At 65.8% G+C, this 15,286-nt stretch carries 15 protein-coding genes; 9 read left to right on the top strand and 6 right to left on the bottom strand.

The features are described 5' to 3' along the window. Nucleotides 1–99 precede the first annotated feature (99 nt). Together HY57_RS09830 and HY57_RS21550 are read left to right on the top strand one after the other, a co-directional pair. Entirely contained in the window at nucleotides 100–2,058 is a 1,959-nt protein-coding gene (locus tag HY57_RS09830) for a M61 family metallopeptidase (protein WP_019465131.1), read from the top strand. 205 nt (nucleotides 2,059–2,263) lie between these two features. Continuing rightward, nucleotides 2,264–3,067, top strand: coding sequence for a GAF domain-containing protein (locus tag HY57_RS21550; protein WP_200873913.1), 804 nt, complete (start codon nucleotides 2,264–2,266; stop codon nucleotides 3,065–3,067). A gap of 128 nt (nucleotides 3,068–3,195) precedes the next feature. Here the strand turns inward: HY57_RS21550 and msrA are convergent, their stop codons facing one another. Continuing rightward, entirely contained in the window at nucleotides 3,196–3,714 is a 519-nt protein-coding gene (gene msrA / locus HY57_RS09820) for a peptide-methionine (S)-S-oxide reductase MsrA (RefSeq protein WP_019464114.1), read from the bottom strand. Between the two features lie 445 nt (nucleotides 3,715–4,159). Here msrA and HY57_RS09815 point away from each other — a divergent pair, with 445 nt between their 5' ends. After that, entirely contained in the window at nucleotides 4,160–4,600 is a 441-nt protein-coding gene (locus HY57_RS09815) for a hypothetical protein (protein ID WP_019464115.1), read from the top strand. Nucleotides 4,601–4,772: 172 nt separating this feature from the next. On the opposite strand, the gene HY57_RS09810 is transcribed toward HY57_RS09815, so the two are convergent. Continuing rightward, on the bottom strand, nucleotides 4,773–5,690 hold the full coding sequence (locus HY57_RS09810; RefSeq protein WP_019464116.1) for a JmjC domain-containing protein: 918 nt from the start codon (nucleotides 5,688–5,690) through the stop codon (nucleotides 4,773–4,775). Between the two features lie 569 nt (nucleotides 5,691–6,259). On the opposite strand from HY57_RS09810, the gene HY57_RS09805 reads away from it, so the two are divergent. The 3 genes from HY57_RS09805 to HY57_RS09795 all read left to right on the top strand — a co-directional run bounded on the left by HY57_RS09805 (nucleotide 6,260) and on the right by HY57_RS09795 (nucleotide 9,212). Then, complete coding sequence (locus HY57_RS09805) at nucleotides 6,260–6,952, top strand: alpha/beta hydrolase (RefSeq protein ID WP_019464117.1); 693 nt, start codon at nucleotides 6,260–6,262, stop codon at nucleotides 6,950–6,952. A gap of 149 nt (nucleotides 6,953–7,101) precedes the next feature. Continuing rightward, nucleotides 7,102–8,211, top strand: a complete 1,110-nt coding sequence (locus HY57_RS09800; RefSeq protein ID WP_019464118.1) for a hypothetical protein — start codon at nucleotides 7,102–7,104, stop codon at nucleotides 8,209–8,211. A gap of 74 nt (nucleotides 8,212–8,285) precedes the next feature. Continuing rightward, the gene (locus tag HY57_RS09795; RefSeq protein ID WP_019464119.1) at nucleotides 8,286–9,212 is read left to right on the top strand and encodes a M14 family metallopeptidase; all 927 of its coding nucleotides are present in this window, start codon (nucleotides 8,286–8,288) and stop codon (nucleotides 9,210–9,212) included. 91 nt (nucleotides 9,213–9,303) lie between these two features. Here HY57_RS09795 and HY57_RS21830 read toward each other — a convergent pair whose 3' ends face one another. Continuing rightward, nucleotides 9,304–9,462, bottom strand: a complete 159-nt coding sequence (locus HY57_RS21830) for a hypothetical protein (RefSeq protein WP_157786173.1) — start codon at nucleotides 9,460–9,462, stop codon at nucleotides 9,304–9,306. A 297-nt stretch (nucleotides 9,463–9,759) separates the two neighbouring features. Here HY57_RS21830 and HY57_RS09790 point away from each other — a divergent pair, with 297 nt between their 5' ends. Then, complete coding sequence (locus tag HY57_RS09790; RefSeq protein ID WP_019464121.1) at nucleotides 9,760–10,191, top strand: phosphate-starvation-inducible protein PsiE; 432 nt, start codon at nucleotides 9,760–9,762, stop codon at nucleotides 10,189–10,191. Nucleotides 10,192–10,204: 13 nt separating this feature from the next. On the opposite strand, the gene HY57_RS09785 is transcribed toward HY57_RS09790, so the two are convergent. Next, nucleotides 10,205–11,146 (bottom strand): alpha/beta fold hydrolase, encoded by a 942-nt coding sequence (locus HY57_RS09785; RefSeq protein WP_026033735.1) that lies wholly within the window; start codon nucleotides 11,144–11,146, stop codon nucleotides 10,205–10,207. A 164-nt stretch (nucleotides 11,147–11,310) separates the two neighbouring features. Between HY57_RS09785 and HY57_RS09780 the strand changes: the two genes are divergently transcribed. Continuing rightward, nucleotides 11,311–12,195 carry a LysR substrate-binding domain-containing protein gene (locus HY57_RS09780; protein ID WP_026033736.1) on the top strand — a complete coding sequence of 295 codons (885 nt, stop codon included), beginning with the start codon at nucleotides 11,311–11,313 and terminating at the stop codon, nucleotides 12,193–12,195. Between the two features lie 16 nt (nucleotides 12,196–12,211). Here the strand turns inward: HY57_RS09780 and mddA are convergent, their stop codons facing one another. Beyond that, entirely contained in the window at nucleotides 12,212–13,303 is a 1,092-nt protein-coding gene (gene mddA / locus HY57_RS09775; protein WP_200873912.1) for a methanethiol S-methyltransferase, read from the bottom strand. Here mddA and HY57_RS09770 point away from each other — a divergent pair. After that, nucleotides 13,298–14,677, top strand: a complete 1,380-nt coding sequence (locus HY57_RS09770) for an Hsp70 family protein (protein ID WP_026033737.1) — start codon at nucleotides 13,298–13,300, stop codon at nucleotides 14,675–14,677. The two genes, mddA and HY57_RS09770, sit on opposite strands and share 6 nt — an antisense overlap. Nucleotides 14,678–14,683: 6 nt before the next feature. Here the strand turns inward: HY57_RS09770 and HY57_RS20855 are convergent, their stop codons facing one another. Further along, nucleotides 14,684–15,226, bottom strand: coding sequence for a TetR/AcrR family transcriptional regulator (locus tag HY57_RS20855; RefSeq protein WP_019464126.1), 543 nt, complete (start codon nucleotides 15,224–15,226; stop codon nucleotides 14,684–14,686). Nucleotides 15,227–15,286: the final 60 nt, after the last annotated feature.

Here is a 15,286-nt window from a genome sequence, read left to right as displayed (position 1 = left end):
CCCGCACCAGTGCCAACCGGCATACCCGTGACGTGCTGGCCTTGCGGGGCATCCGTGGTGTTAAGTAGCGGGATCGTCCCGTTGCCTGCCGGAGTCCTCATGTCCCGCGTCCCCGCCGTTGTTTCCGCGCCTGCCTTGCGAAGCAGGCTGTCGCGCCTCGCCCTTGGCGTCACCCTGGCACTGGCCGCCGGTGGCGCCATGGCGCAGCAGAGCTATGCGGACAACGTGCCGCCCCCGCAGGACGCGAAGTACCCCGGCACGGTGACCTTGCACGTGGATGCCAGCGATACGGTGCAGGGCATCTTCCGCGTGCGCGAAACCATTCCCGCCAAGGCCGGCGCGCTGACCCTGTTGTATCCGCAGTGGATCCCGGGCGACCACTCGCCCACCGGCCCCATCAACATGCTGGCCGGCCTCAAGCTCAGCGCCAACGGCAAGCCGCTGGCGTGGAAGCGCGACAAGTACAACGTCTATGCCTTCCACGTCGACGTGCCAGAGGGCGTCTCCTCCATCGACGCCGAGTTCCAGTACCTGTCCGGCCGCTCGGAGAGCGAGGGCTACGACATCACCGACCGCATGATGGACATGGAGTGGAGCAAGGTGTCGCTCTACCCGGCCGGCTATTACACGCGCGGCATCACCTACGCACCCAGCATGACGCTGCCGCACGGCTGGCAGCTCGGCACGGCGCTGGAAACGGCCTCGACGTCGGGCGACACCGTGACCTTCAAGCCGGTGACGTTCAACAACCTGGTCGACTCGCCCGTCTACGCGGGCCAGTACTTCAAGCGCGTGGACCTCAACCCGGGCGGCGATGCGCCGGTGTACATGGACCTGGTCGCCGATGCGCCGAAGTATCTGGAAATGACGCCGGAGCAGCTGAAGGTGCATCGCGCCCTGGTCACCCAGGCGGTGAAGCTGTTCGGCTCGCACCACTACGACCACTACGACTTCCTGTTCTCGCTGTCCGACGTCATGGGCGGCAACGGCACCGAGCACCACCAGTCCAGCGAGGACGGCCTGGAGTCGGACTACTTCACGAATTGGACGGGCGCCGCGCCCGGCCGCGACCTTCTGCCGCACGAATACGTACATTCGTGGAACGGCAAGTTCCGCCGGCCCGCCGACCTGTGGACGCCCAACTTCAACGTACCCATGGGCAACTCGTTGCTGTGGGTCTACGAAGGCCAGACACAGTACTGGGGCTACGTGCTCACCGCGCGCTCGGGCCTGTGGTCGGCGCAGCAGTTCCGCGATGCGCTGGCGATGACGGCAGCCAACTACGAGCGCAATCGCGTGGGCTTCCAGTGGCGCACGCTGGAAGACACCACCAACGACCCCATCGTCGCACGCCGCTCCAGCCTGCCCTTCCGCAGCTGGCAGATGAGCGAGGAGTACTACAGCGGCGGCCAGATGATGTGGCTGGAAGTGGACGGCAAGCTGCGCTCGCTGACGCACGGCAAGAAGTCGCTGGACGATTTCGCGCGCGACTTCTTCGGCGTGGACAACGGCAGCTACGTCACCAAGACCTATACCTTCGATGACGTGGTAGCCACGCTCAATGGCGTGGCGCCCTACGACTGGGCCAAGTTCCTGCACGAGCACGTGGGCGCGCTCAACCCGCCGCTGCAGGACGGCCTGGCCGCCACCGGCTGGAAGCTGGTCTACACCGACAAGGAAAGCGACTTCGAGGCGCAGTACAACGGCCGCCAGGAACCCTCCCGCCACCTGTACAACTTCGCCTGGTCCATCGGCCTGACCATGAACGACAAGGGCGAGGTCAACGACGTGCGCTGGGGCGGGCCCGCGTTCAAGGCCGGCGTCACCACCGGCGCCACGCTGGTGGCGGTGAACGGCCAGGATTACTCCAAGGACGTGCTGAAGGACGCCATCGCCGCCGCCAAGACCGGCAAGGCGCCGATCCAGCTGCTGATGAAATACCAGGGCGGCATCCGCACGGTGTCCATCGACTATCACGATGGCCTGCAGTACCCGCACCTGGTGCGCGTGGAAGGCACGCCCGACTACCTGAGCGAGATCATCGCGCCGCGCAAGTAAGCGGCATCGCCCTCGCTCGGACGCGTCACGCCCGGCAGCTGCCGGGCGTGACGCCACCCGCGATCCGTATCTCACCGTCGTTTGCCCCTGACCCCGCCGGGTTGCCGCATACTGGCGGCCAACCGCGTGCCCGGGAAACACCGCCATGCCCTCGCCGGAATCGACGACCCCATACGCCTGGCCACCGTCCGTCTCCGGATTCGACATGCCCTCGCCATCGCCCACGGGTGGCGACGAAGGCGAGCCGGTCATGCTTGCGTTCCTGAATGGGCGCCCTGACCACTACTGGATCGAGGCCTTCGCCGCCGAACGGGACGGTTTCAAGGCGGAGCACCATGTGAGTGGCATGTGCATCGACGCACGCGGCCTGGTGGTGACGGGCCCCGCCGCCCAGTTGCGCAGCCTCACCGCGCACCTGCGGAACTTCGTGCATCGGGTGTCGCGCATCAGCCTGCAACGGCGTGTCATGGAGCGGTTGTCGTCCAACAGCACCAGCGTGTCGAACGCCGCCGAGAATGACGCGGCCAGGCGCGACATCGACCTTGTCGCGCGCATGCCTGCGGTCGCGACGATCCTGGAAGAAGTCTCGCGCTCCACCGGCATGCGCTTCGCTACCGTCGCCCGCGTCTCCGACACGCGATGGACCGCGTGCGCCGTCTACGACACGATCGATTTCGGGCTGCGCGCCGGCCAGGACCTGGCGCTGGAAACCACCATCTGCAACGAGATCCGCAAGCACGGCCAGACCGTGGTGTTCAACCACCCCAGCAGGCACCCGCTGTTCGCCTGCCATCCCACGCCGGCGCTGTACGGCTTCGAAAGCTATATCTCCGTGCCGATCTACCTGGCGGACGGCCGCTTCTTCGGCACGCTGTGCGCCGTGGATCCTCAGCCGCGTGAGCTGGACCCCGCCACCATCCAGAGCCTGGAGAAATTCGCGCACGCCATCGGCTCGGAACTCGACCGGGCAGGCCTGCATGCGGGGCCAGGCAGCAAGGCGCAGAGCTAATCAACTGCGCCACAGCCCCTCCCCCGTGGGAGCGCACCCTGTGCGCGACAACCCCACGCAGCGGTGACAACGATGCTCCGCCGTCGCGCACAGGGTGCGCTCCCACAGACCAGCAGGCAGAAGCTGCCTCAGGCGGCGTCGCTGTTCCGCCGCGGCAGCTTCCAGCCCGGCCGCGGGAAGTGGCAGGTGTATCCGTTGGGGAAGCGCTCCAGGTAATCCTGATGCTCCGGCTCCGCCTCCCAGAACGGGCCAGCCGGCACCACTTCGGTGACCACCTTGCCGGGCCACAGGCCCGAGGCATCCACGTCGGCGATGGTGTCCTCCGCCACGCGCTCCTGCTCGTCGCTGAGATAGAAGATGGCCGAGCGGTAGCTCATGCCGACGTCATTGCCCTGCCGGTTCTTCGTGCTCGGGTCGTGGATCTGGAAGAAGAACTCCAGGATGTCGCGGTAGGTGATCGCGGCCGGATCGAACACGATCTCGATCGCCTCTGCGTGGGTGCCGTGGTTGCGATAGGTGGCGTTGGGAACGTCACCGCCGGTGTAACCCACCCGCGTGGACAGCACGCCCGGGTAACGCCGCAACAGATCCTGCATGCCCCAGAAGCAGCCGCCAGCCAGCACCGCCGTTTCGGTTTTCGTGCTCATGTGTTGATCCTTCCCGTCAGAGTGTGTGGCGTAGGGGTCGGCCCGCGGGTTCGCCCGCCCCGGCGCCCCGGCACTGCGCGGCCGCGCGAACCGGCCCAAGTGACTGAAAGCAATGTGGTACTTCGCACGATGCTTCTCAAGTCGCCCCGATCGCAAGGATTGGCGACGCGCGATGCCCCGTGCCAGCCGGCTTCCGCAGCACAAAGAGCCGTCGCGTCGACACGAATGAACCGCCAGCTTGCTCTCCCGTAAACGGCTAGCCCATGCGGCCTGAGGCCCAACCAAGGTGCCCCGTAAGCCAGCGCTAAGCGTCCCATGACAAATTTTTTGCCTGTAGCCAAACGGCAGGCAACGGCGTCACAAACCTGAGAAGAATCGCAAAAAATTTCAGTAGGCATTAAGCCTTCCGGCCCGAGCATCTGCACCAACCCAACGGAGGTGTGTGATGAACAAAATTTCGATCAGTAAGCGCATGTTGCTCGGCCTGGCGCTGGTCGCGTCTGTCGGCGCGCCGATGGTCGCCTCCGCGCACGACTGGGATCACGATCGTGGTGGCTGGAACCGCGGCGGCTGGCATGACCGCGGTGGCTGGCGCGGTGACCGCGACGGTTGGCGTGGCGACCGTGGCGACTGGCACCGCGAACGCGGCCACTGGAGTGGCGGCCGCTGGATTGCCGGTGCCATCGTGGCCGGCGCGGCCGCTGCCATCATCACGCAGGCCGTTTCCGCCCCGCCGCCGCCGACCTATTACTACCCGCAGCAGCCGACGGTGGTGTATCGCCAGCCGACCACGGTGGTCTATCAGGATGCGCCGGTCGTGCAGCCGGGCACCGTGGTGTACAGCTCGCCCGCCCCCGTCTACTACGGCGACCAGGACGGCGACTGACCAACCGCGTGGCATGAGACACCCCACAGGAGCCCGGCACATGCCGGGCTCTTTTTTTCGCCGCACATCGCACAACCATGGACAGAAATGCCGCAGGTTCCTCCGGCGCCGCATCGGCGACAGCGTCCGCCTATGCCTTTTGGCGGAGCATCGATCGCAGGCAGGCCACTACTCAATCGGCCACTGCATAGGCAGTTTTGCTTCTCAGCGATGGGCAGGCCGGTGGGTGACCACCCGGCCCATGGCACACCACGATGGCCGACGCGGCGGCGAACGCGGCCCAGTCGAACACCTGGTTCTCGCCGATATCGGGCGGGGACAGGCCAAGCTTGCACAGCATTTCCCGCATCACATGCACCCTGCCGTGACGGCGCGTGGCGTCGGTGTTGTAGGTAAAGCTGATGGTGGTGGACGCCTCCTGGCTCGTCTCCACCATGTGCGGGCTGGTCAGCGGCATGTAGACACCGGTGCCGGGGCTGAGCTGGAACACGTGCGCGCGCTTGCGGAATTCTTCCTTCCACAGCGTGCGGCTCAGGTCGTGGCGAAAGTGGAAGCAGTCACGCGCGCGGTCGCTGCACACCACCCGGTCGTCGGCATCCCACACGTACACCGTCTTGGTGCCCCGCACCTGGAACAGGAAGACGTGGCTGCGATCGATGTGGAACGGCGTGGCCGTATTGGGTGACGCGGAGAAAATCCATCCCGCGCGGTAATACAAGCCCGGATCCTTGCGCTCGATCATCGGCTTCATCGGATTGATCACCGCATCGACCAGCTCCCGATACAGCGGATCGGCCTGGATATGCCGCAGCAACACCCAGGCTTTCGCGCTGCCGATGTCGCGCAACGAGTCCACGGCGGATTTGGAGGTGGGAAACAGACTGGCGGCATCGTCGAAATCCGTGCCTGCGGTGACGTCGCTGTTGAACGCATACCAAAGCTTGGTTCCCCGGCACCGCTTGCCCAGCTCCACCAGCTGTTGCGTCTGCAACAGCGGATGCTCGGTCAATCTATGCTTGAACGGCTGGATGCGCCATGGATCAAAAGCATCCCAATCCATGTCGATCACCGACACAGTCTTGTCGCTCATGGCAGCCCCCCGGCTTGGCGAACAGGCGCGTCCTGCGCGGACCCAACACCCTGTCGGCCCCACTTATACGCGCGCCCCCACAGCCGCAGCAGACGGCTGGAAGACATAGTCCATGAAAGAACATGCGTTCGTCGTTGCGGCAGAAATGATGCCCGTAAAAGCTTGCTTTGGATGCCACCGCCGCGCGATCGTCATCGCTTGAAACACATGCATTGAACAACCGAAGGAACACGCACGAGCGTAACGAAGGGACTCGCCTGAACCACCACGGTCACGCGGCCGTCGCCACGTATGGAAGGCCAAACCAGCGGCAGCCGGAAGGAGAAACGGCACAGGACACCGCAACGCCATCCGCGCCCGTTGAGGGAGGAAACACGCGGGGCCGCACCTGCTCCCGCGGCGCAGCGCAAGGCCCGCTGCAGCCCGTCACCGGCCGTCGACGCGGCGACGGGGAAAATGCCGGCACTTCCGGGCCGTTCCGCGTTGACCGGGGCGACATGCAGGACAGCTCGCCAGCCATCCGATGATCATCCTTTTGCGCCCAGCACCGCTGGCGCCCGGAGAACGTCATGAGCAGCAAGCCGGCGATCGTGTTGGTGCATGGTTTCTGGGGCGGCGCAGCCCACTGGGCCAAAGTCATCGTCGAACTGCGGCGCCTGGGTTACGACGACCTCCATGCCGTCGAAATGCCGCTCACCTCGCTCGCCGACGACGCGGAACGCACGCGCAAGATGCTCGCGCAGATCAAGGGCCCGGTCGTGCTGGTCGGCCACTCGTATGGCGGCGCCGTGATCAGCGAGGCCGGCAACCAGCCCAACGTCAGCGCACTCGTCTTCATCGCCGCCTTTGCTCCCGACGCGGGCGAGAGCCCCGGTGGCATTACGCAGGAAAAACTGCCCGAGGCCGCGCCGAACCTCGCGCCCGACAGCGATGGTTATCTCTGGCTGAAGGCCGACAAGTTCCACGAGAGCTTTTGCCAGGACCTTACCGAGGACGAGGGGCTGGTCATGGCGGTCACGCAAAAAGCGCCGCTCGCATCCACTTTCGGCGATCCGATCAGCGATCCGGCCTGGAAGCACAAACCATCGTGGTACCAGATCTCCAACCACGACCGGATGATCAACCCGGAGAACCAAAAGCGAATGTCCGGCCGCATGGGTGCGCGCAAGGTGATTGCGCTCGACGCAAGCCACGCCTCGCTCGCTTCCCGGCCGGTGGAAGTGGCGGCGCTGATCAGCGAGGCCGCGTCGGCGACGGGTTGATGCCACGGATAAACCGCGCAGCCGCGTATCCGGGCGGCTTGCGGGCACGGCCCGTGTTTCGCCCGCAACGGTCAGCCATGCTGCGCTGCAGCTGGTCATCGATGCGGGCACGCGTGCTAGCCTGAAATCCCATCCCCGGGGGATTTCTGATGCGCAACGAACGTGGCGGCAGGCTGCTGGGCCTGCTGGTGGCTGCCGGTATCGCTTACCCGTTTCATGCCTCGGCCGATGCGCCGGTGGCCGCGCCGCCGGCAACGGATCAGGTCATCACGGGCACGCTGCAGGGCGCCCCTTACCGGATCGACATTCCCGCCCACTGGAACGGTGACCTGGTCATGCTCATGCACGGCTACGAACCCAAGGGTACGCCGCGACAGGAACCTCGGCCGCAGAACCAAGAGACGCCCGTCTTCCTCGCTCGCGGCTACGCCGTCGCCGCCAGTGCGTATGCCTCACAGGGATGGGCTGTCGCGGAAGCACTGACGGACAACGAGCAACTTCGGCAGCTGTTCGCCAGGGAACACGGCAAGCCGCATCGCACGTACGTGGTCGGCTTTTCGCTGGGCGGGCTCGATGCGCTTGCCACACTGGAGGCCAACGGCCATCACTACAACGGCGCACTGTCGATGTGCGGGGTGAACGTTTCCTCGCCCGACATCATCGCGCGCGCCGTCGTTACGCCGCTGGTCGCCTTCGACGCGAACTTCCCCGGCGTGCTGCCTGACCTGGCGGACGCGGCGTCGCCGGCCATGATCGATCCGCAGAAGATCACGCAAGCGCTACAGGCCGATCCGGCCAAGGCGGCGACACTGGAGGCGCGGCTGCAGGAAACCGATGCCACGCTGCCTGGCGCCCTGATGCTGTATTACATGGTGCTGCGTGAGATCGAGCAGCGCGCCGGCGGCATGCCGGTCGACACCACGGCCACCACATACCACGACTTTGGCGACGACCAAGCGTTCAACCAGCAGGTACGTCGATACAAGGGATCGCCTTCGGCTATGGCTTATCTGGCGCAGCACGTCACGCTGACCGGAAAGATCGACGCGCCGACCGTGCTGCAGTGGAACGTGTTCGACCCCACCGTACCGTCGCGCTTTCATGGCGTGTACCCCGAGCTGGTGCGCACGGCGGGCCGCGATGCCCGGCTTACCGTGCTGCCACCCGTCGGACAGGGCCACTGCGAGTTCACGCCTGAACAGATCGGCGCGGCGTTTGACGTTCTGGTGCAGAAGGCCGGTGCGACGAAGGCCCCCTGAGCGCCTTTCCCACGCGCCGGTCACGCACGGCGCGAATGCTAAAATAGCCCTTTCCCCAGCGCGACGACATCCGCATGAATGACCAGGCTTTCTATCCCATTGGCACGCCCGGACAACCCTGGGGCGCGGCGGAACGCGCAGAGTGGCTGGGCCGTCAGGTGAAGCATCGCAGCTATGCGGACGACGTGCTGAGCGTGGTGGATCGCCTGCGCGACGCGTTCGACGTGGTTCCCTATGGCGCGCTGACCTACGGTGCCGAGCACTACCCGTTGCTGGCCGTGCGCAGCCGCGACTGGCGCGACGACCTGCCCGTGCTGATCGTGACCGGCGGCGTGCATGGCTACGAGACCAGCGGCGTGCATGGCGCGCTGCAGTTCCTTGAGCAGCATGGCCACGACTACGCCGGCCGCGCCAATCTGCTGGTGGTGCCCTGCGTCAGCCCATGGGGTTACGAGCGTATCCACCGCTGGAACCCGGACGCGCTCGACCCCAACCGCAATTTCACCAAGCACAGCCCGGCCGGCGAATCCGCCGCGCTGGTGGACCTGCTGGAACCCCTGCGCGATATCGCGCTGCTGCATATCGACCTGCACGAAACCACCGATTCCGACGAGTCGGAGTTCCGCCCTGCCCTCGCCGCCCGCGACGGCAAGCCCTTCGAGCCCGATATCGTGCCCGACGGCTTCTACCTGGTCGATGATGCCGACCATCCGCAGCCGGCATTCCAGCAGGCAGTGATCGACGCCGTGGCCAAGGTCACGCATATCGCCCCCGCCGATGCCCGCGGCGAGATCATCGGCTCACCGCTGCTGCTGCCAGGCGTGATCAAGTTTCCGGTGAAGCAGTGGAACCTTTGCGCGGGCATCACCAACGCGCGCTACGCCACCACCACCGAGGTCTATCCGGACAGCCCGCGCGCCACGCCGCAGCAGTGCAACGACGCCCAGGTGGCCGCGATCCGCTCGGCGATGGACTACGCGCTGGCCCATCGAAACGGCTGACCACTGGATCGGGATGCCGGCTGGCCTGCCCGCCTTCACGCAAGGCGGGCATGGTCTGGAGCGGCCAGACGACGGCACCGGCAGCCCGCCGTCAGTCATCCGCCCCGACGCCATGGACGACGCCCGGCGGGTTGCCGATCTGGGTGGCCAGGCCCCATGCGATGGCGCTATAGATCGTGGCGCAGAGCAATGACAGGGCAATAAGGACGAGCGCCATTCCGCTCGGCTTCTTCGGCTTGAATTTTTTCATGGATGTGTGCGCCCGGGTGTCCCGTGCGATGGCCTGTTACTGGGTCGTGTGAGTCTGCCAGTAGCGCGGTGAGGCACGGCGCGGCAAGAAAGCACATGCGGCAAAATGCACGCACGTCGCAGGCCGGCGCGGGCAGCCATGGCGACACAGCCTTTCCGCTTGCTGACGAAACGTTTCAGGAAAAGGCCGGAGCCAGGCCGCGCACGGCATAGGCCATGCCCCGTCGCCGCGCCTTCACCGCGCCGCCCCTGTCCTTGCGATAGCATCCGGCCAAACCCACCCGGTAGCGAGGGCGTCATGACCGGCCCGATATCGCTGGACGTCAAGCAGCTAGGCAGCAAGGTCATCGTAATCATCGAGCACGTCGGCCTGCTGATCGTGCTGGTGGCCGCCGTGTTCGCGGGCACGCAGGAAATCGCCGACATGTGGCGTTCCGGGCGCGTCGGGGTCAGCGACCTGCTGCTGCTTTTCATCTACCTCGAAGTGGTCACCATGAGTTCGGTGTACTGGCGCATCGGCCGGTTGCCGGTGCGCATACCGCTGTACATCGCCATGGTGGCCATGTCCCGGCACCTGATCCTCAACACCAGCGAAGTGTCGCCCTGGACCATCCTCGCCGAGTCAGGCGCCATCCTGATCCTGGCGATGGCCGTGCTGATGGTGCGCTACGGCCACACCCGCATGCCGTATACCGATGAAGGCAGTTCGGAGCAGAAGAGCCCGGATTGACGCCGCCAGCGGCTCACTGCAGTGCCGGCCGATGCCGCGCCAGGAAGTCACCAACGAACCCGGACACCGCATCGGGCGCATCGAGCGTGGCGAAATGGGTGGAGTCGAGGATGTGGATTTCCGCCTGCGGCGCGTCCTTCTTGTAAGCCCAGGCGCCCGGCGTGGTGAAGAAGCCATCCCTGTTGCCCCAGAGCACGAGCACCGGCACCTGCAGGCGGCGGAGCAGTGCCTGCCAGTGCGGATAGCGCTGCACGTTGCTCCCATAGTTGAACCACAAATCGTTGCGCGCCTCGATGATGCCCGGCCGCTGGATGGCCGCGATCATCTGCAACGTCGCATCCGGCCCGGCGTGGTCTTCATCGTCCCAGTGGCTGGCGTTGGGGTAGCCCAGTGAGCGCACGTAGGCGGCGCGCCGCCGGTCCACGGCCGGGTTGCGATGTTCCCAATGCTGCCGGAGTTCGCCTTGCGGATCCTGCGCGCTGGGAAAGCCATCCAGGTGGATGACGCCGTTCTGCACCATCACCGCGGCAATGGCCTCGGGGTGCAGCGTCATCAGGCGAAAGCCGACCGGCACACCGTAATCCTGCATGTAGAGGCTGTATCGCGTGATGCCACGCGCCTTCAGGAAGTCGTCCACGGTTTGCGCCAGATGGTCGAACGTATAGGTATAGGCAGCGGGAGCCGGCGCGTCCGAGTAGCCAAACGAGGGGTAGTCCATGGCGATCACGTGGACATGCCGGGCGGTCGCCAGCGACTCCATCACCTTCACGTACATCAATGAGGAAAGCGGGTTACCGTGCAGGAAGACCACCGTGGGATCCTTCGGATCGCCGCCCTCGCGATAAAAGATATTCAACCCGTCGACGCTCTGCCAGCCCTCGTGCAACGAAGAGGCAGACGCCGGCTGCGCCAGGGCGCACATCAGCAGCAGTGATAGACAAGCGAGAAGTCGCATATATTTTCCGCGTGGCGTCAAAGGACGTGGAGTCCGGTGGTTTCGCGGCATGGCCGACGCATCGCCGACCCTGCCTTTGGGGCGCCAGTATTCGCACCGCCCCGCCCGGCGGGAAGTGATATTTCCTCAAGCGCTGTTGAACGTCCTTCAACCTGGAAACCGGCATGCCCTACGTTCTTCCCCCCATGCACACGCTGAGGACTTTCGAAAGCGTTGCCCGCCTGCGCAGCTTCACCGCGGCGGCCGAAGAACTGCATCTCACGGTCAGCGCGGTCAGCCATCAGATCCGTGCGCTGGAAACGTTCTATGGCACGAAGCTGCTGCAACGCAGCCCCCGCGACGTGGCGCTGACGCATGCCGGCAAGGCGCTGCGGGATGTGGTGGAAGCCTGCCTGGACAGGCTTGCAGCCGTGGGTCGTACGCTGCGGCATCCACAGCCCCATCGCCTGTCGCTCAGCGCCCCGCCCTCCTTCGTCAGCCGCTGGCTGATGCCCCGGTTGAGCGGTTTCCTTGGCGCACATCCCGAGGTGGACTTCCGGCTGCACGCCACGACCCAACTGATCGACCTGGATGCCGACGACGTGGATTTCGCCATCCGTTATGGAGACGGCGAATGGCCGGGGCTGCACAGCGAGAAGCTGTTCGATGAAGAGCTGTTCCCCGTCGCAACCGCCGCCTATCTGCAAAAGTCGCATATCCGCGACCTGGGCGACCTGGGCAACGCCACGCTGCTGCGTGATGACTTCGTGCGCTGGGAAGACTGGCTGAGCCAGACGGACAGCCCCATCGACGCAAAGGCATCGGGGCCGGTGTATGGCGATTCATCGCTATTGCTGCAGGCCGCCGAAGCGGGCCAGGGCGTGGCGCTTGGGCGCAGCGTGCTGGTCGCCGATGCCCTGGCTTCCGGCGCACTCGCTCGCGTCGGCTCGCGATCACGCGAGGCGGGCGGCGCCTACTACCTTGTGCAATCCGCCATGACGCAGAGCACCTCGGCCATGGATGCGTTCCGGCGCTGGTTGATGTCCACCGCGCAGGGCGAACGGGCCTGAACGTTCCGCCTTTTCCTCAGTGCCTGCGCAAGAACGGAAGAATCATCGGCACGCGCTGGCGGTAGCGTCGATACTCGTCGCCAAAGTATGCGACCAGGTCCCGCTCCTCAAAGAAAATGCCAACGAAGATGTAGCCCGTGGTAGCCACCGCGAAAAGCAGGTGCCCTTGTGTCATTAGCGGCGTTGCCCAGAACGCGAGGATGAAACCGAGATAGATGGGGTGGCGAACCACCTTGTAGAACACCGGCGTCTTGAATGACGGTGTTGCCGGGGGCTTGCCGCGCCAGCCCAGATACGCCTGTTGCAGACCAAACAACTCAAAGTGGCTGATCAGGAACGTGGAGATCAACAGGATCACCCAGCCCAGCAGCGAGAGAGCCACCAGCAGCGTTCTGCCGAACGCGTTGTCCACTGCCCACACGACGTCGGGCAGCGGGCGCCATTGCCAAAGCAGCAACGCGACCGCCAGGCTGGCGGCCAGCACATAGGTGGACCGCTCCAGCGGTTGCGGCACGTAGCGCGTCCACCAACGCTTGAACCCCTGTCGTGCCATCACGCTGTGCTGCACGGCAAAGATGCCGAGCAGCACCGCATCCACGATCAATGCGCCCCACAACGAACCCACCGGCCCGCTGTCGATGGTCTTGAACCCCGGGACACGTTCGACAAAGGCGATCGTGTACAGAAAGGTGGCAAGAAAAAAGACGTAGACGAAGATGCCGTAAACGAGCGCTGCGAAGCCCATGGGAACCTCCCCCGGCCCCTGCCAGCTTGCGACCGGAATGGCGCGGGCCGCACGGGCCTGATGCACGCCGGCGTGGGCGCAGCGCGCAGATCGGAACATGGATACGCTGCGCCGAATGTTCTGCGCAAAAAAGACGCCGAACGATATAGCTCGCCCGGCCCGGGCTTTGAAAAGTCCGGCCGGAACCCGGAGCGGCTTGAGCCATCCCATGCTGGCCGGGATGCCGGACGCGGCTGCGCAGAAGTGCCTGGGCGCCGGGCAGGCAACCGCCTGCCCGGCGCGCGGCTCCCACCCTTCAGGCACGCCGGGCCAAGACCTGAGATAATGGTCGATTGCCCTTTCGCGCGCGGCCTCTTTATGCACATCGGCATCGACTTCGGCACCAGCTACTCAGCGGCGGCCGCCATCATCGATGGTGAACTCACCCTGGTTCGCTTTGGCGAGGCGGAGCAGTTCCGCACGGCGGTGTATTTCCCGGAACTGGTGCCCGACCCGAACGATTTCGAACTGACGCCCGAGCTGGAGGCGCAGCTGGAAACGCATATGCGCTCCGCCCGCGCCGAGTTGCGCCGGCAGGCGTCGGCAGGCATCGAGGTGTCGCGCTCCGACGAGGAGCTGCGCCGCGATGCGCTGCGCGTGGTGCGCCGGCAGTGGATGGAGGATCAGGCACGCGCCGCCACGGCCACCGTCGCCAGCTTCCAGCATGCGTTGTTCGGCGAAGAGGCGGTGGAGGGTTATCTGGAAAGCGGCGGCGGCAACCTGATCGAGTCGCCCAAGTCGATGTTCGGCTTCCGGCTGGACCCGCAGGTGCGCAAGGTGATCGTGCATATCGCCACGCACATCCTCGAACACATCCGCCTTACCGCCAGCCGCCAGTTCGGCGAGCCGGTGCGTGGCGCGGTGATCGGCCGGCCGGTGGAGTTCCGCAGCTCCATGGGCGCGGCCGGCTCGGAGCAGGCCATCGAGATCCTGCGCGAGGCGGCCGCGACGGCAGGCTTCGACGAGGTGAGTTTCCTTGAAGAGCCCGCCGCGGCGGCCATGCACTATCACAAGAGCCTCGGCGAACGGCAGCACGCGCTGATCGTGGACATCGGCGGCGGCACCACCGACGTGACGCACGCGGAACTGGGCGGCAACGCCATGCCCCTGATCGCACGCAACTGGGGCCTGCCCAAGGGCGGCACGGATCTGGACGTGGGCGTGAGCCTGCACAGCTTCATGCCGCTGATGGGCAAGGACATCGTGCGCGTGCCGCAGCATCAGTTCGTGGAAGCGGCGAGCGTGTACAACCTGCCCAAGCAGCGCGAGTTCCGCAAGCAGAACTACCGCCTGGTCGCCGCGCCATACGGCCCGCGCCTGCGCGCGCTGCAGGAGCTGGGCGCCACCACGCGCCTCAACCAGACGGCCGAACGCACCAAGATCATGCTGAGCGGCGCGGATGAACACCGCGCAACACTGGACTTCATCGAACCCGGCCTGGCCATAGATGCCACGCGCGACGACCTGCAGGCGGCCATCGAACCCTTCCTCACCCTGCTGGAACGCACGCTCACCACGGTGCGCGGCGACCTCGCCACCCTGCCCGCCAGCCTATTCCTTACCGGCGGTACCTCGCGCTCGCCACAGGTGAAGGCGCGCGTGCAGGCGTGTTTCCCGGAGATTCCGCTGGTGCACGGTGATCCCTCGCTGGGCGTGGTGTCGGGGTTGGCGGTGGCGGCGAGCGAAGTCGCCGCGTAAGGCGATTCAAGCGGTGCGTGATGCGTCGACGATGGCCCGGGCACGCTGCATCAGGACACGCGCCAGATCACTCGCCGGCATGGGCCGCTCGGCCAGCAGCCATTCGAGGATACCCGCGAGCAAGGCATCGGCCAGCATGTGGCTGAGCACCGGGAACGGCAGCCGCAGGCGACCGGGGCGATGCAGGCCGCGTGCGCCGAGGCGCGTTTCCAGATGGCCGGCAAGGGCCTTCGCGATCACCTCACGGGCACTGCCCTGCAGTATGCCAACACCTGCTTCGCGGACGTGGAGCATCTGTTCCAGCGCGGCGACGATGACGTTCTCCGGCAGTGGGTCAGCCACGAGTTGCGAGAGCAGGTCGAGCGGCCCGGCAAGGCCGGCGCGCAGCAGTTCGTCCTTGTCTTCGAAGTGCACGTAGAAGGTGGAACGTGCCACGCCAGCGTGGCGTGTGATGTCGTCTACGGTGATGACGTCGTACGGCTGTTGCAGCAGCAACTGGACGACGGCCGTGCGCAAGGCGGCGCGGCTGCGTTCGATGCGTTGATCCACCGCGCCCCTCCCGGCGTGACTCTTGTTCGTATGCGTACAGCGTGACGTGCGGGGTGGTAC

This window comes from Dyella japonica A8 (genome assembly GCF_000725385.1).
In the GTDB taxonomy this organism is placed as follows: Bacteria; Pseudomonadota; Gammaproteobacteria; order Xanthomonadales; family Rhodanobacteraceae; genus Dyella; species Dyella japonica_C.
The sequence above is the reverse complement of the archived record's forward strand: the minus strand, read 5'-3'. Positions and strand labels throughout refer to the sequence as shown.